23 protein-coding genes, 1 rRNA gene and 2 riboswitches are annotated in these 21,868 nt (G+C 28.7%); all 24 genes read left to right on the forward strand.

Translation table 11 applies throughout. The features are described 5' to 3' along the window. Nucleotides 1-94 (forward strand): 5S ribosomal RNA (gene rrf, locus ACUSRV_RS16300); the annotation flags it as partial. A 93-nt stretch (nucleotides 95-187) separates the two neighbouring features. Next, nucleotides 188-363, forward strand: a riboswitch (cobalamin riboswitch). Nucleotides 364-465: 102 nt separating this feature from the next. Continuing rightward, nucleotides 466-1,512 carry a nicotinate-nucleotide--dimethylbenzimidazole phosphoribosyltransferase gene (gene cobT, locus ACUSRV_RS16305; protein WP_490143031.1) on the forward strand — a complete coding sequence of 349 codons (1,047 nt, stop codon included), beginning with the start codon at nucleotides 466-468 and terminating at the stop codon, nucleotides 1,510-1,512. 14 nt (nucleotides 1,513-1,526) lie between these two features. After that, complete coding sequence (gene cobU / locus ACUSRV_RS16310) at nucleotides 1,527-2,087, forward strand: bifunctional adenosylcobinamide kinase/adenosylcobinamide-phosphate guanylyltransferase (protein ID WP_490143032.1); 561 nt, start codon at nucleotides 1,527-1,529, stop codon at nucleotides 2,085-2,087. Between the two features lie 4 nt (nucleotides 2,088-2,091). Next, entirely contained in the window at nucleotides 2,092-2,859 is a 768-nt protein-coding gene (gene cobS / locus ACUSRV_RS16315; RefSeq protein WP_490143033.1) for an adenosylcobinamide-GDP ribazoletransferase, read from the forward strand. A gap of 37 nt (nucleotides 2,860-2,896) precedes the next feature. After that, nucleotides 2,897-3,502, forward strand: coding sequence for a histidine phosphatase family protein (locus ACUSRV_RS16320; RefSeq protein ID WP_490143034.1), 606 nt, complete (start codon nucleotides 2,897-2,899; stop codon nucleotides 3,500-3,502). A gap of 35 nt (nucleotides 3,503-3,537) precedes the next feature. Continuing rightward, nucleotides 3,538-4,038 carry an ECF transporter S component gene (locus ACUSRV_RS16325; RefSeq protein ID WP_490143035.1) on the forward strand — a complete coding sequence of 167 codons (501 nt, stop codon included), beginning with the start codon at nucleotides 3,538-3,540 and terminating at the stop codon, nucleotides 4,036-4,038. 9 nt (nucleotides 4,039-4,047) lie between these two features. Beyond that, on the forward strand, nucleotides 4,048-4,791 hold the full coding sequence (locus tag ACUSRV_RS16330; protein WP_490143036.1) for an AIR synthase related protein: 744 nt from the start codon (nucleotides 4,048-4,050) through the stop codon (nucleotides 4,789-4,791). A gap of 189 nt (nucleotides 4,792-4,980) precedes the next feature. Beyond that, a riboswitch (cobalamin riboswitch) is annotated at nucleotides 4,981-5,161 on the forward strand. A 113-nt stretch (nucleotides 5,162-5,274) separates the two neighbouring features. Next, nucleotides 5,275-6,798, forward strand: a complete 1,524-nt coding sequence (locus tag ACUSRV_RS16335; RefSeq protein ID WP_490143037.1) for a cobyric acid synthase — start codon at nucleotides 5,275-5,277, stop codon at nucleotides 6,796-6,798. Nucleotides 6,799-6,808: 10 nt separating this feature from the next. Then, nucleotides 6,809-8,158 (forward strand): cobyrinic acid a,c-diamide synthase CobB, encoded by a 1,350-nt coding sequence (locus ACUSRV_RS16340; protein ID WP_490143038.1) that lies wholly within the window; start codon nucleotides 6,809-6,811, stop codon nucleotides 8,156-8,158. 4 nt (nucleotides 8,159-8,162) lie between these two features. Next, nucleotides 8,163-9,110: an adenosylcobinamide-phosphate synthase CbiB gene (gene cbiB, locus ACUSRV_RS16345; protein WP_490143039.1), complete on the forward strand. Its 948-nt coding sequence runs from the start codon at nucleotides 8,163-8,165 to the stop codon at nucleotides 9,108-9,110. Between the two features lie 9 nt (nucleotides 9,111-9,119). Next, a complete protein-coding gene (locus ACUSRV_RS16350) occupies nucleotides 9,120-10,187 on the forward strand; it encodes a pyridoxal phosphate-dependent aminotransferase (protein WP_490143040.1) in 1,068 nt (355 codons plus the stop codon). Nucleotide 10,188: 1 nt separating this feature from the next. After that, on the forward strand, nucleotides 10,189-11,100 hold the full coding sequence (locus ACUSRV_RS16355; protein ID WP_490143041.1) for a GHMP family kinase ATP-binding protein: 912 nt from the start codon (nucleotides 10,189-10,191) through the stop codon (nucleotides 11,098-11,100). Then, complete coding sequence (locus ACUSRV_RS16360; protein WP_490143042.1) at nucleotides 11,063-11,695, forward strand: cobalt-precorrin-8 methylmutase; 633 nt, start codon at nucleotides 11,063-11,065, stop codon at nucleotides 11,693-11,695. Before ACUSRV_RS16355 ends, ACUSRV_RS16360 begins: the two co-directional genes overlap by 38 nt. Nucleotides 11,696-11,704: 9 nt before the next feature. Further along, a complete protein-coding gene (gene cbiD, locus ACUSRV_RS16365; RefSeq protein WP_490143043.1) occupies nucleotides 11,705-12,823 on the forward strand; it encodes a cobalt-precorrin-5B (C(1))-methyltransferase CbiD in 1,119 nt (372 codons plus the stop codon). Further along, nucleotides 12,816-13,424 (forward strand): cobalt-precorrin-7 (C(5))-methyltransferase, encoded by a 609-nt coding sequence (locus ACUSRV_RS16370; protein ID WP_490143044.1) that lies wholly within the window; start codon nucleotides 12,816-12,818, stop codon nucleotides 13,422-13,424. The genes cbiD and ACUSRV_RS16370 overlap by 8 nt, the downstream gene beginning before the upstream one ends. Continuing rightward, the gene (locus ACUSRV_RS16375) at nucleotides 13,414-13,980 is read left to right on the forward strand and encodes a decarboxylating cobalt-precorrin-6B (C(15))-methyltransferase (protein WP_490143045.1); all 567 of its coding nucleotides are present in this window, start codon (nucleotides 13,414-13,416) and stop codon (nucleotides 13,978-13,980) included. Before ACUSRV_RS16370 ends, ACUSRV_RS16375 begins: the two co-directional genes overlap by 11 nt. Then, nucleotides 13,973-14,725, forward strand: a complete 753-nt coding sequence (locus tag ACUSRV_RS16380) for a cobalt-precorrin-4 methyltransferase (protein ID WP_490143046.1) — start codon at nucleotides 13,973-13,975, stop codon at nucleotides 14,723-14,725. Before ACUSRV_RS16375 ends, ACUSRV_RS16380 begins: the two co-directional genes overlap by 8 nt. After that, entirely contained in the window at nucleotides 14,709-15,743 is a 1,035-nt protein-coding gene (gene cbiG, locus ACUSRV_RS16385) for a cobalt-precorrin 5A hydrolase (RefSeq protein WP_490143047.1), read from the forward strand. The genes ACUSRV_RS16380 and cbiG overlap by 17 nt, the downstream gene beginning before the upstream one ends. 3 nt (nucleotides 15,744-15,746) lie before the next feature. Further along, nucleotides 15,747-16,469, forward strand: coding sequence for a precorrin-3B C(17)-methyltransferase (gene cobJ / locus ACUSRV_RS16390; protein WP_490143048.1), 723 nt, complete (start codon nucleotides 15,747-15,749; stop codon nucleotides 16,467-16,469). Beyond that, nucleotides 16,466-17,224, forward strand: coding sequence for a cobalt-precorrin-6A reductase (locus tag ACUSRV_RS16395; protein WP_490143049.1), 759 nt, complete (start codon nucleotides 16,466-16,468; stop codon nucleotides 17,222-17,224). The genes cobJ and ACUSRV_RS16395 overlap by 4 nt, the downstream gene beginning before the upstream one ends. Before the next feature lie 3 nt (nucleotides 17,225-17,227). Next, nucleotides 17,228-18,463 (forward strand): glutamyl-tRNA reductase, encoded by a 1,236-nt coding sequence (gene hemA, locus ACUSRV_RS16400; RefSeq protein ID WP_490143050.1) that lies wholly within the window; start codon nucleotides 17,228-17,230, stop codon nucleotides 18,461-18,463. Nucleotides 18,464-18,484: 21 nt separating this feature from the next. Beyond that, entirely contained in the window at nucleotides 18,485-19,390 is a 906-nt protein-coding gene (hemC, locus tag ACUSRV_RS16405) for a hydroxymethylbilane synthase (protein ID WP_490143051.1), read from the forward strand. Continuing rightward, nucleotides 19,380-20,906, forward strand: coding sequence for a uroporphyrinogen-III C-methyltransferase (gene cobA / locus ACUSRV_RS16410; protein WP_490143052.1), 1,527 nt, complete (start codon nucleotides 19,380-19,382; stop codon nucleotides 20,904-20,906). The genes hemC and cobA overlap by 11 nt, the downstream gene beginning before the upstream one ends. After that, nucleotides 20,899-21,864, forward strand: coding sequence for a porphobilinogen synthase (gene hemB, locus ACUSRV_RS16415; RefSeq protein ID WP_490143053.1), 966 nt, complete (start codon nucleotides 20,899-20,901; stop codon nucleotides 21,862-21,864). The genes cobA and hemB overlap by 8 nt, the downstream gene beginning before the upstream one ends. Nucleotides 21,865-21,868 lie beyond the last annotated feature (4 nt).

The raw sequence follows: 21,868 nt of genomic DNA on the forward strand, positions 1-21,868 counted from the left end.
TACACCTGTTCCCATTCCGAACACAGAAGTTAAGCTCTTTAGCGCCAATGGTACTTGGTGGGAAGCTGCCTGGGAGAGTAGGACGTAGCCATTTGAAAAAGAAGCGTATATACGCTTCTTTTTTTATATATATTTTTAATAATAAAAAAAGGATAAATGAAATTTTTGTTGAATATATATAAATAAATTAAAATAAGATTTTCAAGGTGCCTTTATAAGGAGAATAGGGAATTAGGTTGAAATCCTAAGCGGACCCACCACTGTAAGGATGAGCTATACTCAATATACCACTGGATAACTTCGGGAAGGTGAGTATTTGCTGTGAATCTAAGCCAGGAGACCTGCCTTCAAAAATCGTCTAGAATAGATGACGGTAAAGTCTATATCCTTATTTTGTAATACTCAAAATAAGGATATAGACTTTTTTATTTGCACCTTAATAATCAAAGAGAGGGAGATTAAATTATGGAGTTATTACAAAGTACTTTAGAAAAGATAGGAAATCCAGATGAATTTTATATGGAAAAAGCTAATGAAAGACTTAATAGTCTTATAAAACCTCTGGGAAGCTTAGGAAAGTTAGAAGATATATGTATACAGCTAGCTGGAATATATAGAAGTGAGTTCTTTGATACTTCTAAGAAAGCCATAATAGCTTTTGCAGGAGACCATGGGGTTTATGAAGAAGGAGTAGCACCTAATCCTCAGATTATAACTAAACTTCAAATACCAAATTATGCAAAGGGAGTAAGTGGAGTAGGTGTATTAGGAGAATTTGCAGGTGCAAAAGTAATAGCTGTTGATGTAGGAGTAAATTGCGATGAAGAGTTAGAAGGAGTGTTAAATTATAAAATAAGAAAAGGAACTTCTAATATAGCAAAAGGACCTGCTATGACTAGAGAAGAAGCTATAAGATCATTAGAAATAGGTATAGAATTATCAAATAAAGCAGTAAGTGAAGGATATAAAGTACTAGGTATAGGAGAGATGGGGATTGGCAATACAACCCCATCTAGTGCTATAGTATCTGTATTTGCAAATTGTCATCCGTTAGAGGTTACAGGAATAGGAGCCGGGCTTCCAACTGATAGACTTACCCATAAAGCAAGTGTAATAAAAAGATCTATAGAATTAAATAATCCTAATGAAAATGATGCTATTGATGTATTATCAAAGGTAGGTGGATTTGAAATAGGTGCTATGGCAGGGGTAATATTAGGTGCTAGTGCTAATAAAGTTCCTGTGGTACTTGATGGATTTATATCTTATGCATCGGCGCTTATAGCTTGTAATTTAAATGAATTAACTAAAAAATATATGATAGCATCTCATTACTCATCTGAGGCAGGATCTTTTAAAGCATTAGAATTGTTAGGTTTGAGCCCTATGCTTAATATGGATATGAGATTAGGCGAAGGAAGTGGTGCTGCACTTTCATTTAATATAATAGAAGCGGCTAATTACACTTATAAAAACATGGCTACATTTGCTCAAGCAGAAATTGTTATGTAATTGAGGTGAATATTATGAGTAATATAGTAATGGTAACAGGAGGAGCTAGATCGGGAAAAAGTTCTTATGCTGAAGAATTATGTAAATCACAAAATAATAATGTTGCCTATATTGCAACATCTATACCTTTTGATGAGGGAATGAAAGATAGGATAAAAAAACATCAAGAGATGAGACCTAAAAACTGGATTACTTACGAGGTATATGAAGATATATATAAAATAATAAATGAGATAGAAAAAAATCATCAAACTGTTATATTAGACTGTGTAACTTTACTAATTAACAATATTATGTTTAAATTTGATGTAGATTACGAAATATGCAGTAGAGATGAAATAGATGAAATAGAAAAGTATATACAAAGTCAGATAAAATTGTTAATTGAAGAAATAGAAAAGACAGATTTATTTGTTGTAATGGTTACAAATGAAATAGGAATGAGTATAGTTCCTGCAAATAGATTATCTAGAATTTATACAGATATAGCTGGAAGAATAAATCAATATATAGCTAAGAAAAGTAATGAGGTATATCTAGTAGTAAGTAGTATACCTGTAAGAATAAAGGGGTAATACTATGAGAAGATTTATAGGAATACTACAGTTCTTAACTAGGATACCAATAAATATGGATATAGGTTTTGATGAAGAATTCGATAAAAGTATAATGTATTTTCCACTAGTAGGTTTGATTTTAGGGGTTATTTATCTAATTGTGACCTGTGTATCCTTACAAATATTTGACATATATATTGCATCAATAATATTTTTGCTAAGTGAAGTCCTTTTAACGGGAGGACTTCACTTAGATGGATTAGGTGATACTTTTGATGGAATATATAGTTATAGAGATAAGGAAAAAATATTAGATATTATGAAAGATTCTAGATTGGGAACTAATGCACTTTTAGCTATATTATTTTTAATATTATTAAAAGTAGGTTTTGTATATAGCATTATGAATATGAATATATTATATTCTTTATTATTAACTCCTGTATATGGTAGACTAGCCATTGTATTTTCTTGTTATAAAAATAAGACACCAAGACCTGGGGGAATGGGTAATTTATTTATAGGAAAGGTAAACAATAAACGATTATTTACAGCTATACTGTCTACTATTTTAATTGTTATTTTAGTATACATATTTTTAAAAATAAGCATATATGAAGTTTTATATAGTGTGATTTTCATACTAGTTCTATGGATATTAACAAGAATATTTACAAGATATATAACTAATAAAATAGATGGAATAAGTGGAGACATACTCGGATGTTGGTGTGAATTATCTCAATTAATATATTTAATTTTTATATACTTAGCTTATAGATTGATTTAGCTATGAATTTTTAGAAGCTTAATTAAAGGAGATATATATGGTAAGGATTATACTAGTTAGACATGGAGAGACAGATGATAATAATAATATGAAATTATCTGGTCATATAGATAGTAAATTGAGTAGTCTAGGGCTAAGTCAATCACAAAAAACTGCAAATCTTTTAAAAGATTATAGTATAGATTGTATATATAGTAGTCCATCTTCAAGAGCGATAGAGACAATAAAAAAGTTATCTAAAGAAAAGAATCTAGAAATAATAATAAATAATGATTTAAAAGAAATAAATTTTGGTGATTTCGAAGGAAAAACATTTAAAGAAATAGAGAGTAGCTATAGTGGAGAATTTAATAACATGCTAAAATTAGGCTTTGATTACAAATATCCTAATGGGGAAAGTTTGATAGAGTTTCATAATAGAATATCATTGTATATAGAAAATATTATAAAAGAAAATGGAGATAAATCTATACTAATATGTACTCATGCAGGGGTTATAAGGTGTATACTATCCCATTTGTTATCGAAAGGCCATGAATATCATTGGAATTTCAAAATAGATAATTGCTCTGTTAGTATAATAGAAATTGAAAATAATTTTGCAGTGATACATAAGCTGAATAATACTGATCATCTGAGATAAATGTAGGTTGTGAATTTTTTATAGGAGGAATATTTATGAAAACAAAAAAGATTACTTTAGTGGCACTATTTATAGCGTTAAGTTTTATAGGTTCAAATATAAAGATAGTTTCAAGTATAGCTTTTGATTCTATGCCTGGATTTTTAATATCAATTATGTTAGGACCTATTTACGGGGCTATAGTTGGATTATTAGGGCATTTATTGACAGCACTTACAAGCGGATTCCCTATGACAATCCCTATACATTTAATAATAGGTATTTTTATGGCAATAACGATTTATGTCTTTGGGGTATCTTATAGAATTTTAAAAGATAAAAATAAATTATTATCATGGCTAGTGCCAACTTTATTAGGAGTTACCATTAATGGTCCTGTTACAGTTTATTTTTTAATCAATGTCATTAATGTACCTGGACTAGCATATGCTATAGTTCCGATATTATCTTTAGCTGCTTTAGCTAACATAATAGTAGCTATAGTTATATACAGCGCGATACCAAAAAGATCATTGGCGGAGTTTAAACAGAGGTAGGTAATTTATATGAATGTAAAGAAGGTTAGAGACTTAACATTAGTCTCTATAGACAATGAAAAAACAATGGTAATATCTTGTGATAGTTGTGGTGGAATAGGTTTAAAAAGTGGAGATTCATTTAAATGCCCTCCGTTTCACGTAGGAAAATATACGGCCAAAGTTGCCTTACTTGAAGTGCTTTGTAGTGGCGCAGATGTAGTATGTATTACAAATGCAGTTTGCAATGAGATGAGTCATACAGGAGAAGAAATAATAAAAGGAATAAAAGAAGAACTTAAAGTTTTAAATATAGACAATGTTACACTTACAGGAAGCACAGAGGAAAATATCAATACAAATTCAACCGCTGTAGGTGTAACGGTAATAGGTATAGTAGAAAATGATAAATTAAAGGTAAATAATGTAAATTGTAATTGCACATTAATTAGTGTAGGAATTCCAAAAGTAGGGAATGAGATAAATTTAGATAATGATAAAGAAATTGCTAGTTATGAAGATCTTAACATTTTATTAAACATAGAAGGAATTTTGGAAATAGTACCTGTTGGTTCAAAGGGAATAAGATATGAATGCGAACAATTAGCTATAAGCAATAATTTAAATCTAGAAATCAATAAAGATACTACTGTAGATTTATACAAAACAGCAGGTCCAGGTACGGTTTTAATAGCTGCAATAAAAGATAATTATTTAGAAGAGATTAAAAAAATGAAAAACTTAAATTTTATAGGAAAGCTGCTAAAAAAATAGATTAATTACTGTAAAAAGGCTTAGATCTCCCCTATCTTACGATAAGGAAGGAGATTTAAGCCTTTTTAATTAAATGGTAATTGAGGAATTAAGGCATTAATTATATGAAGATTATAATATAGAATTAGTAAAAATTTACTAATATGTTGAATGTTACAACTTTGTATGTTAGAATGAAATTGTTAAAAACTTAATAAATCTGAACTAGGTTCTTATATAGATTAATAGGGAAAGAGGTGTAATACCTCTGCAGCCCCCGCTACTGTAAAGCAGACGAAACCTTATTTTAGCCACTATGATTTATATCATGGGAAGGTAAGGAAGTAGATTGAAGCTAAGCCAGGAGACCTGCCTAATTCACTAGTAGTAAGCCTTCGGGGTGAAGGGTGGAGCTATAGTCTATAATCGTAAGTAGTTTATATGCTATAAACAAATCCTAACCAATAAAGGTTAGGATTTTTTTTATATAAAGGGGGAAATCGCATGAGTAAATCAATAATGTTTCAGGGAACAGGTTCTGGAGTAGGTAAAAGTCTATTGACTGCGGCATTTTGTAGAATATTTAAGCAAGATGGGAAAAGTGTTATACCTTTTAAATCACAAAATATGGCTCTAAATTCTTATATAACAAAAGAAGGATTGGAAATGGGTAGAGCTCAAGTTTTTCAAGCTGAAGCAGCATACCTTGAACCACATGTAAATATGAATCCTATACTTCTAAAACCTACCACTAATAAAAAGTCTCAAGTAATAATTAATGGTAAAGTATATAAAAGTATGAGCGCAGTAGAATACCATGATTTCAAACCAGAGTTAAAAGATATGATAAAAGGCATATATAAAGATATAAGCTCTAATCACGATGTCGTTGTCATAGAAGGTGCTGGTAGTCCAGCAGAAATAAACCTTAGAGAAAATGATATAGTTAATATGGGAATGGCTGAAATATCAGACTCACCAGTAGTACTTATTGGAGATATTGATAGAGGGGGCGTTTTTGCATCTTTAGCTGGAACTATGTTACTTTTAACTGAAGAAGAAAGAAAAAGGGTAAAGGGAGTAATTATAAATAAGTTTAGAGGGGATATAAAAATTTTAGAACCTGGAATAAAAATGCTAGAAGATATAATAAAGGTGCCTGTTTTAGGAGTTATACCATACAGTATTTTAAATATAGAAGATGAAGATAGCTTGGCAGATAGATTTAGAATGAAACAAGAAAAAGGGGATAAAGCTATTGATATAGAGGTTTTATATTTACCTCATGTGTCAAACTTTACTGATATGAATGTATTTGAAACTCAGGAAGACGTTAACCTAAGATATGTTATGAGGGGAGAATCTATAGGAAATCCCGACATTCTTATAATTCCTGGAAGTAAAAACACTATAGAAGATCTTATATATATAAAAGAAAGTGGCCTTGAAAAACAAATAATAGAATTACATAAAAAAGGAAAGTTAATATTTGGAGTATGTGGCGGATACCAAATGTTAGGTAAGAAGCTATATGATCCACAGGGGATAGAATGTGGAGTTAAAGAAATAAATGGAATAGGGCTATTAGATATAGAAACTACATTTGAAGGAGAAAAGGTAACAGCCCAAGTAGAAGCTATTATAGAAGAAGATATAAACGGGTATTTAAATGGATTAAATGGAATTAAGATAGAAGGATATGAAATACACATGGGAAGAAGTACAAAGTCAAATGAATGTAACTACTTAAATACCATAACTAAGCGATTAGAAGAAAATGTAAATGTTTTAGAAGGAGCGATAAATAAAGATGGAAATGTAGTAGGAACTTATATACATGGAATATTTGACAACATAAATTTTACTAGGGCATTACTTAATAACATTAGAGACAAAAAAGGACTTGATAGAGTAGAAAGTAATGTCTCTTCTTTTAAGGAATTTAAAGATATTGAATATGATAAATTAGCAAATATAGTTAGAGCTCATACTGATATGGATAAAATATATGAAATAATTAACTCCTAGGGGGTAAGGTATGAAAAAAATACTAATAGGTGGAACTAATAGTGGTGTTGGAAAAACTACTATATCAATAGGTATAATGAAAGCTTTAAAAAATAGAGGATTAAATGTTCAGCCATATAAAGTTGGACCAGATTATATAGATACGACCTACCATACATTTGTAACAAATAGAGAATCTAGAAATTTAGATTCTTATATGCTAGAAGATGAAATCATAAAGTATTTGTTTAATAAAAATTCAATTAATACTGATATATCTATTGTAGAAGGAGTTATGGGGCTTTATGATGGATACGAAGTGGATATAAACTCATGTACTAGCTCATATACATCAAAGATTCTAAAATGTCCTGTAATTTTAGTAATAGATGGAAAGGCAATGGCAACATCTAGTGCAGCAATGGTGCTAGGATATAAAGAGTTAGATAAAGATGTAAATATCAAGGGTGTAATAGCAAACAATGTTTCATCTGAAAGTCACTTTCAAATTATAAAAGAATCCATCGAAAAGTATTGTGGCATAGAAGTTCTAGGATATTTGCCTAAAAATAAAGACTTTTCTTTGCCATCTAGACATTTAGGCCTTGTACCTAGTATAGAAATGAATGAGTTAAATGAAAAATTTGATAAACTTGCAGATTTAATAGAAAAACACATAAACCTAGATAGGTTAATAGAAATATCCGAATCTCAACCGATATATAGCGATTTTAAATTAAATATTCCGAAGTTTAATGATTTAAAATTAGCATTAGCATATGATAAGGCTTTTAATTTTTATTATCAAGATAATATAGATTTATTAGAAGATATGGGAGTTAATATTATAAAATTTAGTCCCTTATATGACAAGAAACTACCTAGTTGTGACTGTGTATATATAGGAGGAGGTTTTCCAGAGATATTTGCTAAAGAGTTACAAGAAAATATTAATATGAGAAAAGCTATAGAAGACGCTTATAACAAAAATATACCTATATACGCGGAATGTGGAGGACTAATGTATTTAGGAGACAAGCTAATAGACCAAGATAATGAAGAGTTCAATATGGTAGGTATATTTAATGGGAAAAGTGTAATGACTAAATCTTTAAAAAGATTTGGATATTGTGTTGGAGAAGCTTTGGAGGATACTGTTTTATCACAAAAAGGAGATAAAATAAAGGGTCATGAATTTCATCATTCAGAGTTTATAAGTGATGAAAAATGCGTTTATTTAATGAAAAAAGAAAAATCAGGGATAGTTTCACATAATTGGATGGGAGGCTATAGTAAAAATAATACATTAGCTACATATTTACATACTCATTTTTACAGCAACTTAAATACTGTGATAAATTTTTTGGGAAAAGGGATATAGTAATATGGCCTTAATAAGTATATTCATAGGATATATATTAGATTTAATAATAGGAGATCCATATTCATTTCCTCATCCAGTTAGATTTATAGGAAAGTTAATTAAATTTTTAGAGGACAAAATAAGAAGATTAGCTAAAAATAAGAGAACTTTAAGAATTGGTGGTTTTTTTCTTTGGATTATAACAGTTGGAACTACTTATATAATTACATACTTAATAATAAAATTAAGCAGTATTAATATTTATTTACTAACAATAATAAATTCAATTTTAATATATACAACACTTTCAACTAAATGTTTAAAAGATGAAGCTATAAAAATATATAAAATATTAAAAGAAAATGATTTAGAAAAGTCTAGAATTCAATTATCTTACATAGTTGGAAGAGATACAAAAAATTTAAGTAAATTAGAAATAATAAGGGCAGTTGTTGAAACTGTGGCAGAAAATACGGTAGATGGTATAATTTCTCCTATGTTTTATGCATTTATAGGAGGAGCTCCACTTGCTATGGCTTATAAAGCTGTTAATACACTAGACTCTATGGTTGGGTATAAAAATGAAAAATATGCTGAAATTGGATTTGCATCTGCAAAAATAGATGATATAGCAAATTTTATACCAGCAAGAATAACTATATTTTTTATGTCTATAGCCAGTGTATTTTTAGAATATGACTATAAAAATTGTATAAAAATTGCTATAAGAGATAGAAAAAATCATAAAAGCCCTAATTGCGCTTACCCGGAGGGGGCAATAGCCGGTACACTTGGAATACAGCTTGGAGGAACTAATACTTATTTTGGGGAAAGTGTTTATAAACCAACAATAGGAGATAAAATTAGAGAAATAGATGAAGAAGATATAATTAGAACAAATAAAATAATGTATTCAAGCTCTTTCACAGCTTTAATAATATTTAGTTTAATTTATTACATTTTTGGTTAGGGGGATACGATGATAGATTTAGGTCATGGAGCAAATATAGTGGATATGTCTATAAAATATAATAAAAAAGAAAAGGATATAGTCGATTTTAGTTCTAATATCAATCCATATATTCCACAAAACCTTGAAAAATACACAATAGAAGCTCTAAAAAATTCTATTAAATATCCTGATATAAATTATATAGAATTAAGAAATAGCATATCAGAATATCTAAGTTTAGATGCAAACTTTATTATACCTGGAAATGGAGCAAGTGAGATAATATATCTTCTTATGAAATGTATCGATGGTCCTTTAGGTATAATAAATCCAACTTTTTCTGAATATGAAAGAGCAGCAAAACTAAATAATGTTGAGGTAATAGATTTATACTTTGAAAATGATGAATTTGATTTAAATATAAATCAAATTAAAGAAAGTATAGAGAGATTTAAATATTTATTTATATGTAACCCAAATAATCCAACAGGTAAAGTTAAAAACATCAAAGAATTATTAGAACTTATGAAAAATCAAGGCAAATTCTTAATTGTAGATGAGACATTTATGGAATTTGTATATGAAGAAAAAGATTATAGCTTGGTTAAATATATAGAAAGCTATGATAACTTAATAATAATAAAGGCTGTAACTAAGTTTTTTGGACTTCCAGGTATAAGGCTAGGATATGGACTAACTAGCAATAAAGAACTATTATTAAAAATGTATCTACATAAAGAGCCTTGGACTATAAATAGCTTTGCAGAAAATATATGCAAATATATATTAAAAGATAAAGATTATATTAATCAAAGTAAAAGTTATTTTAGAGAAGAAATAAGATACATGGTAGAAAGTCTTAAAAAAATACCTAATATAAAAGTTTATAGTACAGATACAAATTTTATTCTTATGAAACTAAAAGATATTAAATCAAGTAAGCTAAAAGCAAAAATGTTTATATATAAAAACATATTAATAAGAGATGCATCTAACTTTAAAAATATAGGTGATTCTTATATAAGAATAGCCATAAAAACTAGGAAAGAAAATGACTTAATTATAAAAGCATTAAGGGAAACATTAGGGGGTTAATATGAAGTATTTAGGTATTTGCCCGGCATCATGTGGTGAATTTGTACAGGGTATACTAGATAACAATGAATATCTTGTATCATATGCTATAGATAAATATTCAAAGGCGATCATAGAAGAAAGAATAGGCAATGTAAATTTAGGTCCTAAAAAATCTAGAAAGGCCATAGAAGAAGTATTTAGATATTTTGATTTAGATATAAAACATACAAAAAACTTATCATTAGAGATTATAAGTGAAATACCAATAGGTAAAGGGATGGCAAGTTCAACTGCAGACATAGGGGCTACTATAAAAGCTACACTAAGTTTATTAAATAAAGATATGAATCAAGAGGAAATTTCAAAACTAGCAAGTAAAATAGAACCTACAGATTCTATTTATATTGATAAAAATTGTATATTCGATCCGTTAAATGGAGAGATCAAAAAAGTACTAGGAAATATAAATGATGTAAACATACTAGTTTTAGAGCCTAATGAAACATTAAATACAAAAACTATAAGAAAGCGTAAAGATTATAAAAGTATAAAAATTGAAAATAAAGAAATTATGAATATAGCATTTAATACATTAGATCAAGGATTTAAGAACAAAGATCTAAAACTTATAGGTAAAGCTTGTACTATAAGTAGTTTAGCCAATGAAAATATTCATAAAAAAGAATATCTAAATGAGATTATAAAAATATCTAAAAACTACGGTGCATATGGGGTAAACATAGCACACAGTGGAACTGTTATAGGAATAATACTAGATAAAGATATGGACCCATATAAACTAAGGCAAAATATTATAGATAAAAACATATATAGGAAATACAATAAGATTTACCCTGTTAAAGTAATAAATGGGGGATTAAGGGGTGACGATTATGGATTATATAAAAAATCCAATGATGATAGAGAGTAAGAGTTTTGAGATAATTCAAGGAATAATAGATGAAATAAGGCCAGGATATAGTTTTAAAAACAATATAGAAGAAAAAATAATAAAAAGAGCTATTCACACAACTGCCGATTTTGAATACTTAGATATATTAAAGATATCTGATAAGGCAGTTGATAACATAGTAAATGCTTTAAAAAATAATGCAACTATATATACAGATACAAATATGGCCTTAAGTGGAATAAATAAAAGAAAGTTACAAGAATTAGGATGTTCTATAAAATGCTTTGTAAGTGATGAAAATATAGCAAAATTAGCAAAAGAAAAAGGTATAACAAGGTCTATGGCAGCAGTTGAATTTGCAGCTAATGAGATTGAGAAAAAGATATTTGTACTTGGAAATGCACCCACAGCATTATATAAAGTTATAGAGATGAAAAATGAAGGAAAGTTAGAGCTAGAAGCTGTTGTTGGCGTTCCAGTTGGATTTGTAGGAGCAGCAGAGTCGAAGGATGAATTGGAAAAAACAGATATACCATACATAATATCTAAAGGAAGAAAAGGTGGAAGTAATTTAGCAGCAGCTATAATAAATGCAATCCTTTATTCTATATAGGTGGACAATATGGAAGAGTATGTATATATAGATGGCAAAAAATATAAAAGAGGATATACAACAGGCTCATGTGCAGCCGGTGCTGCAAAGGCAGCGGCGTATATGGCTTTAAACAAAAACAAAATTAATAGTATAAATATAGATACTCCTAAGGGAATACCCCTTACATTAAATATATATAACCAAGATATACAAGAAAGCTATGCTAAATGTTCTATACAAAAAGATGGTGGAGACGATATAGATTCTACTCATAAAATGCACATATACGCAAATGTACAAATAAATAGCAGTGGTATTATAGAAATAGATGGCGGAATTGGAATAGGTAGAGTAACTAAAAAGGGATTAGGTATAGAAATAGGAGAAGCTGCAATAAATAAAACACCAAGAGTCATGATAGAAAATGAGGTTAGAAAAGTAATAGGAAATAAAGGCGCTAAAGTAACAATATATGCCCCACAAGGAGAAGAAGTTGCTAAAAAAACCTTTAATCCTAGACTAGGCATAGTTGGAGGAATATCTATAATAGGTACAACTGGTATAGTCGAACCAATGTCAGACGAAGGTTGGAAAAAATCATTATCAATAGAACTCCAAATGAAAAAGGAACAAGGTCTAGAAAATATAGTTTTGGTTCCTGGAAATCATGGAGAAAGATTTGTAAATGAAGTTCTAGATATAGATATGAAATATGTGGTTAGAACTAGCAACTTTATAGGATATATGCTAAAAGAAGCTCAGCGTATGGGATATAAAAAAATATTATTAGCAGGCCATTTAGGAAAGTACGTAAAATTAGCTGCTGGTATATTCAATACCCATAGTAAAGTTGCTGATGCTAGAGCAGAAGTATTAGTTGCATATTTAGCATTAATGGATGTTCCACATGAAATATTAAAAGAAGTTTACAATTGTTTAACTACAGAAGCAGCTATGGAGGTTATAAATAAATATGGATATGAAGATGTCTATGAGACTATAGCTAGCAAGAGCAAAGAAAGAGTAGATATTTACTTAGATGATATAAATATAGATGTAGGCGTAATTATATTTTCAATGGAACAGAAAACATTAGGTAAAACTTGCAATATAGAAAATTTATTGGGGGTTTTCAAAGATGATTAACATAATAGGCTTAGGGCCTGGAAATATAGAGTATATAACAAAACTTGGAGAAAAAATTATATATGATTCAGATATTTTAATAGGAGGAAAAAGAAATTTAAATAGCATACAGGAATTTAAAGGAAAAAAGATAGAGCTAAATTCAAATTTAGAAGAAATAATAGAATTTATAAAATTTAATAAAGATAAAAAAATATCTATAATAGCTTCAGGAGATCCTCTTATATATGGAATAGGAAAATATATAAGTGAAAACTTAGAAAAAAAAGATATAAATATAATAAATGGGATAAGTTCTATTCAGTATATTTTTTCTAAAATAAATATAGATATGAATGATTTATACATAACAAGCAGTCATGGAAAAATTCCCGATTTTGATTATATCCTATCTCACTCTAAAGTGGCTATGGTAACAGATAATAAAGTAGGTCCAAGGGAGATAGCAAGAGAGATAATAAACAGAAATTTAAAAAAGACTATGGTAATAGGAGAAAATTTGTCTTATAGTGATGAAAAAGTAACGTTAGCTTCTCCTATGCAAATACTTGGAATAGATAATTTTAATATGAATGTAGTGGTGATATTAGATGAAAGATAGCGAGTTTATAAGGGGCAAAGTTCCTATGACTAAAGAGGAAATAAGAACTATATCTATAGATAAATTGAACTTATCTAATGCAAAGAATTTTTTAGATATAGGAGCTGGAACTGGAAGTATAAGTATAGAAGCAGCTTTTAAATATAAGAATCTAGAGGTATTATCAATAGAAAGAAAAGACGAAGCTGTGGAGCTTATAGATAAAAATATTGAAAGATTTAATTTAAGTAATATAAAAGTTATACAAGGTTATGCACCTATAGAAACAAATAAGAAATTTGATTCTATATTTATAGGAGGCAGTGGAGGAAATTTAGAGGATATAATAAGGTGGTCTAAAAACCTATTAAACGAAAATGGAACTTTAGTAATAAATTGTATAATACTAGATACTTTATATAAATCCTTAAGCTTATTAGATAAATACGAATTTGATAATATAGAAACTATTATGGTAAATATAGCTAGACTTGAAAAGTTAGGAGAAGGTGAGTACTTTAAACCTTTAAATCCAACTTATATAATTTCATGCAAAAGGGGAGATAGAAATGAATAAAATACATTTTGTTGGAGCAGGGCCTGGAGATAAGGAGCTTATAACATTAAAAGGATATAAATTATTAAGTGAAGCTGATGTAGTTATATATGCAGGATCTTTAGTAAATCCTGAACTTCTAGAGTACTGTAAGGACAGTTGCGAGGTGCATAATAGTGCTTATATGGACTTAGGTGAGATAATAGATGTCATGGAAAAGGGAGTTAGAGAATCAAAATCTGTAGTAAGGCTACAAACAGGAGATTTTTCGATATATGGTTCTATAAGAGAACAAGTAGAAGAACTTATTAAAAAAGATATAGATTATGACTGCACGCCTGGAGTTAGCTCGTTTCTAGGGGCTGCATCATCATTAGGAGTAGAGTATACTGTTCCAGAAATATCTCAAAGTGTAGTAATAACTAGGATGGAAGGGAGAACTCCAGTACCAGAAAAAGAATCAATAGAATCATTTGCTAAACATCAAACATCTATGGTTATATTCTTATCTGTTCAAGAAATAGAAAAAGTAGTAGATAAGTTAGTAGATGGTGGATATCCTAAAGATACTCCTATAGCTGTTATATATAAGGCCACTTGGGAAGATGAGAAAATAGTAAGAGGAACATTAGAAAACATAGCAATTAAAGTTAAGGAAAATAATATAAATAAAACAGCATTAATAATGGTAGGCAAATTTTTAGGTGAGGAATACAATAACTCAAAGCTTTATCATAGGGATTTTAAACATGAATTTAGAAAATAAAATAGCAATAATAGCTATAACTAATAATGGAAAAAAATTAGCTATTAATATAAAGAAATATATAAGAAGTAGTGATATATATGTAACTGAAAAAATATATGAAAATGGACTTAATAGTATAAGCACAAAGCTTAATGATTTTGTAGGAACTATATTTAATAAATATGATTATATAATATTTATAATGGCAACGGGTATAGTAGTTAGATCAATAGCACCGTACATAAGAGATAAAACAATAGATCCTGGGATAATAGTAATAGATGAAAAGGGGACTAATGTTATAAGTTTACTATCAGGTCATATAGGTGGTGCTAATGGAATGACATTAGCTATAAGCAAACTTATAAATGCAAACCCAGTTATAACTACAGCTACAGATGTAAACAATAAATCTTCATTAGATATGATATGTAAATCTATAAATGGGTATATAGAAAACTTTAAAGAAAGTGTTAAGTTGATAAATTACATGCTGGTTGATAATAAAAAAGTTGGTATATATACAGATGGAAATTATGAAGTGGATACTAGAGGATGTATAAAGATAAATGATATAAAAAATGTAGATAAACTAGATTCTATTGTATGTATAACCAACAAAAAAGAACTAAATATAAACCACAATATAATTATAAAAATCATACCAAAAGATATAGTACTAGCTATTGGATGCAGAAAAGATACAGACAGTGATTTTCTTTACGAGTGTTTTATTGATTTTATAAACAAAAATAATATAGATAAAGAAGCTATAAAGATTATAGGTAGTGTTGAGGTAAAAAAAGATGAAAAAGCTATATTAGACTTAAGCGAAAGATTGAAAGTACCTTTTGAAATAATTTCTATAAATGATATATGTAAAGTAGAAGATAAATTTGATAAATCTGAATTTGTAAAACGTTCGGTAGGTGTTTATAGTGTAGCTGAACCAGTTGCATACATACTTTCAAATGAAAATCTTATAGTAAATAAATCAAAGTACAAAGGCATAACTTTTGCAATGGGGAGAGTGTAAATAATGATATATGTTATAGGAATAGGGCCAGGAAGTAAAGATATGATGACACTAGAAGCTATAAAAGCTCTTGAAGATAGTGAAGTTATAGTTGGATACAAAACTTACATAAATTTAGTAACTGAATTTATAAAAGATAAAGAAGTAATACAAAATGGAATGCGTCAAGAGATAGATAGATGTAGGCAAGCCGTGGAAGAAGCGAAAAAAGGTAAAACAGTAGCTGTTATAAGTAGTGGAGATTCTGGAATATATGGAATGGCAGGACTTATATTAGAACTTACAACTAAGGAAGAAGATATAAAAGTTAAAATAATACCTGGAGTTACAGCTAGCATAGGTGCAGCTGCAATACTTGGAGCACCTATAATGCATGACTTTTGTCATATAAGTTTAAGTGACCTTTTAACTCCTTGGGAAGTTATAGAAGAAAGAATAAAATGTGCAGCTAAAGCAGATTTTGTAATATGCTTATATAATCCTAGAAGTAAAGGAAGAAGCGGTCATTTAGAAAGAGCTTTTGATTTAATGAAAGAATATAAAAATCCAAATATTCCTGTTGGAATAGTAAAAAATGTTGGAAGAGAAGGGGAATCTAAAACTATATTTAAATTTAAAGATATGAATTATGAAATGGTAGATATGACTACTATAGTTATAATAGGGAATAAATCTACATTTATACATGACGATATAATGATAACTCCTAGGGGGTATAATGTATGATATTAGTTTTGGGAGGAACTTCTGACAGCTTAAGTATATGTGAACTATTAAATAACAGTGGTTTAGAATATACACTATCTGTAACAACTAAATATGGAAAAGACTTAGCATCTAAATATACAAATCATATATTAGTAAATAAAATGACTAAATATGATATGGTAAACTTCATAAAAGATAACAATATAAAACTTATAATAGATGCAACCCATCCATATGCAGCAGAAGTTTCTCAAACTGCTATAAATGCTAGCTATGAAACCAAAACAGAATATATAAGATATGAAAGAAAATCTGCATTAGATGATATAGATGATCCAAATATAGTAAAGGTAGACAATATAAAAGAAGCTTGCGAAATAGCAAATAAAATTGGGAAGAGAATATTTTTAGCTACTGGTAGCAAAAACATAAACTACTTTATAGAAAATATAAAAGATAAATATATAGTTGCAAGGATACTTCCAACTAGTGATGTTATAAAACAATGCGAAGATGCTGGATTAAATGCAGATAATATAATAGCAATGAAAGGTCCTTTCAGTGAAGAAATAAATGAAATTTTATACAAAGATTACAATATAGACTTAGTAATAACAAAAGAAAGTGGAAATGAGGGTGGATTTATAGAGAAGATAAGTCCATGCAAAAAGTTAGGCATAAGTAGTATAATTATAACTAGGCCTAAAATTAAATATCCTAAGATTGTAAATAACATAGAAGATATAGAAGCCTGTATGCTTAATAGGAGGTAAATTATGGATGTGGCAGTAATAGGTGTAAATCATAATACAGCTCCTATAAAAATAAGAGAAAAAGTATCTTTTACTGATACGAAGAAAATCGAAGGTATAAACTATCTACTAGATCATGGAATAAAAGAAGTTGTAATTTTATCAACTTGCAATAGAAGCGAGATATATATACATAGTGATAATATAGAATCTAAAATACATGTTTTAAAAGCTTTTTATGAGGATTTTTTTGATGCAAAGGGAATAAAAGAGTTCTTATTTGATAAAATGGGAAAAGATGCATTAATACATTTATATAACGTTTCATCTGGACTTGAATCCATAGTGTTAGGAGAAGATCAAATATTAGGACAAGTTAAAGATTCTCATCAATTTTCTATGGAATTAGGAGCTAGTGGTAAAATATTAAATAAATTATTTAGAGAAGCCATAACAACTGCTAAAGATATAAAAAGTAGCACAAAGATTTCGGAACACCCATTATCTATAAGTTACATAGGAGTTAAGTTTTTAAAAAATGAATTAGAAACATTAGAAAACAAAAATGTACTTATAATAGGTGTAGGAAAGATGAGCAAACTGACACTAAACCATTTACAAGAAGAAAAGGTTAATAAAATATATTTAGCTAACAGAAATTATTATAAATGCTTGGAATTAAAAAAAGAATATGAAAATCTAATACCTATAGAATATGAAAATAGATATGATATATTAGGTGATGTAGATATAGTTATAAGTGCAACTGCATCTCCTCATACTGTTTTAAAAACCGAAAATATGCCTAATATAAATAAACCATTATTTATAATGGATATAGCTCTTCCTAGAGATGTAGAAGAAAGTATAAATGAATTAGCAAATATATATGTGTATGATATAGATGACCTAAAGAGAATATCTAATGAAAATGATAGAAAAAGAAGAGAAATTGCTATGACCGCTACAAATATAATCGATGATAATATAACTGAATTTATAGATTGGATGAAAACTATAAAAGTAGATCCAACTATAAAGTCATTAAATGAAAGATGTTTAGATATTGAAAAAGATACTTTAGATTACATATATAGAAAAATTAGTTTAAATAAAAAAGAAGAAAAAATAATGGAGAAGATGTTATCATCTGCCTTAAAAAGGCTTATCAGAGAACCTATAACTAAGCTTAAGGAAATAAAAGATGAAGGGAAAAGAGATGAGTATATAAAGGTTATAGAAGATTTATTCGACCTATAGAGATTAAAAGGAGACATTACTATGAAAATAATAGTTGGAACTAGAGGAAGTAAATTAGCTCTAAGTCAAACTAACTTGGTAATAGATGAGTTAAAAAAACAAAATTTAGATGTTGAATTTGAAGTAAAAGTAATAAAGACTAAAGGGGATTTAATCCAAAATGTAGCTTTAGATAAAATAGGAGACAAAGGATTATTTGTAAAAGAAATAGAAGAACAACTAATAAATAAAAAAATAGACATGGCTATACACAGTATGAAGGACATGCCTTCAAATCTTCCTGAAGAGCTTAAATTTTCTTATGTTCCAAAGAGAGAAGATGTAAGAGATGTATTAGTATTAAAAGAAGGGTATACCTGTATAGATGATTTGCCTATAGGTGCGACTATAGGAACTGGAAGTAAGAGAAGAAAATATCAATTATTAAAATATAGGCCTGATTTAAATATAGTTCCAATAAGAGGAAATATAGATACTAGGATAAGAAAAATACAAGAAGAAAATTTAGATGGAATTGTACTTGCAGCAGCAGGCATGCACAGGCTAGGAATAGAAGATAAAATAAGCCATTATTTACCTATTCATTTAGTTATTCCAGCTCCAGCCCAAGGTGCATTAGCCATAGAAGTAAGAAAAAATGAACCTAATATAGATAAAGTTATAAAATCTATAGAAGACATGGATACATATAGACAAATAACAGCAGAAAGAGGATTTTTAGATGAGATAAATGGTAGCTGCCATATACCTATCGGCGCTTATTGTACATTGGAAGGTGAAAGTATAAAACTAACTGGACTTTTAGGTGATGAAGAAGGACATAGACTTGTAACTAAATCAATAGAAGGAAAAGTTGGTAGTGAAAGAGAGCTAGGTATACAGCTAGCAAAAACAGTGTTAAAGGAGCTATATAGTTATGAAGGGTAAAGTTTACTTAGTAGGAGCAGGGCCTGGAGATTATAAACTGATGACATTAAAAGGAATGGAATGTATAAAAAAATCAGATGTTATAGTTTATGATAGACTAGCTAACGAAAATTACTTGAACGAAGTTAAAGATAATTGTGAAATCGTATATGTGGGTAAAGCTTCAAGTGACCATACATTATCGCAAGATGAGATAAATGAGTTAATAGTTCAAAAGGCAAAAGAGGGAAAAGTAGTTACTAGATTAAAAGGTGGAGATCCATATGTATTTGGTAGAGGAGGAGAAGAAGGAGAATATTTATTAGAAAATGGAATAAGTTTTGAAGTTGTTCCAGGTATAACTTCTGCAATAGGAGGACTTTGTTATGCGGGTATACCTATAACCCATAGAGATCATGCATCTTCATTTCATGTTATAACAGGACACTTAAAAGATGATGAAAATGATAGTCTTAACTGGAATGCTTTATCTAATATAGAAGGTACTTTAGTATTTTTAATGGGAGTTGCTAATCTAAATAAAATATGTAAAAACCTAATTAGAGAGGGAAAAGACAAAACTACTCCAGTTGCCATAATAAACTGGGCTACTAGATATAACCAAAAAGTAGTTACAGGTACTTTGGAAAATATATACGATATAGTTTTAAAAGAAAATATAAAACCACCTAGTTTAATAGTTGTAGGAGATGTTATTAAATTAAGAGACAAATTGAACTTTTTTGAAGATAAAGAGTTATTTGGTAAAAATATAGTTGTAACTAGAGCTAGATCACAAAGTAGTACCTTGGTAGAAAAAATATCTGACTTAGGGGGAAATGCTATACAATTCCCTACTATAAAGATAGATGAAATAACTCCAAATAAAGAATTAGAACAAGAAATAAATAACATAGAAAAGTATAGTTATATAATATTAACTAGCCAAAATGCAGTAGATATATTTTTAGATAATATGTATAAGATGAATGTTGATTTAAGAAAATTACACAATGCTAAGATAGTTGCAATAGGTCCAGCTACTGCAAATGCACTAAGAGATAAAGGAATAATAGCTGATATAATTCCCTCGAAATATGTTGCAGAATCTATATATGAAGTATTAAAAGATAAATTAAATAAAAATGACAATATATTAATACCTAGAGCGTCTAATGCAAGAGATTATCTATTAGAAAAGCTAAGTGAAATATGTAGTGTAAAAGAGATACATATATATAATACAGTTATGGAATCTAGTGATAAAGATCACATATTAAAATTATTAAACGAGAGTAAAATAGATTATATAACTTTTACAAGTTCATCTACAGTAAATAACTTTATAAATATATTAGGTAATGAAAATATAGATAAATTATCTAATATGAAACTAATATCAATAGGACCTATAACATCTAAAACAATAAATTCTTATGGGCTAGAAGTATACAAAGAAGCTGTAGAATACACAATAGATGGAATACTAGATTGCATAAAACTAGATAAAATTAATGGAGGAAATTACAATGCTTAGAAGACCAAGAAGATTAAGAGCAAATTCAGCAATAAGAGATTTAGTAAGAGAGACAAAGTTAAGTATAGAAGACTTAATATACCCTTTATTTGTAGTAGAGGGAGAAAATATAAAAAAAGAGATACCATCTCTGCCAGATGTTTACCATTTTTCAGTTGATAAATTAAAAGAAGAAATAGAAGAACTAAAAGATTTGGGAATTCAACATGTATTATTATTCGGTGTACCAGACGAAAAGGATGAATACGGAAAAGAAGCTTACAATGATAATGGAATAGTTCAAAAAGGCATAAGAGAAATAAAGTCAATATGTCCAGAAATGTATGTTGTGACAGACATATGTATGTGTCAATATACAAGTCATGGTCACTGTGGAATACTTACAAGATGTGGGCATGTAGATAATGATCAAACTTTAGAGTATTTATCTAAAATAGCAATAAGTCATGCTAAAGCTGGAGCTGATATGGTTGCTCCATCAGATATGATGGATGGAAGAATTGAATCTATGAGAGAAGCATTAGATATATCTGGATTTGAAAATGTATCTATAATGTCATATAGTGCAAAATATGCATCTAATTTCTATGGACCTTTTAGAGAGGCAGCTCATTCAACTCCATCATTTGGAGATAGAAAAACTTATCAAATGGATCCAGCTAATACAAATGAAGCTTTAATGGAAGTAGAGTTAGATATACAGGAAGGTGCAGATATAGTAATGGTAAAACCTGCATTATCTTATTTAGATGTTATAAGAAGGGTTAAAGATAACTTTAATATGCCAGTAGCAGCATACAATGTTAGTGGGGAATATTCTATGCTTAAATTAGCTATTAAAAATGGCTTATTAAACGAAGGCGCTATATATGAAAGTGTATTATCTATAAAAAGAGCTGGAGCAGATATAATAATAACATATTTTGCAAAGGATTTAGCTAAAATGCTTAGGGGGTAGTACA

It is taken from the genome of Sporacetigenium sp. TC11 (assembly GCF_058146105.1).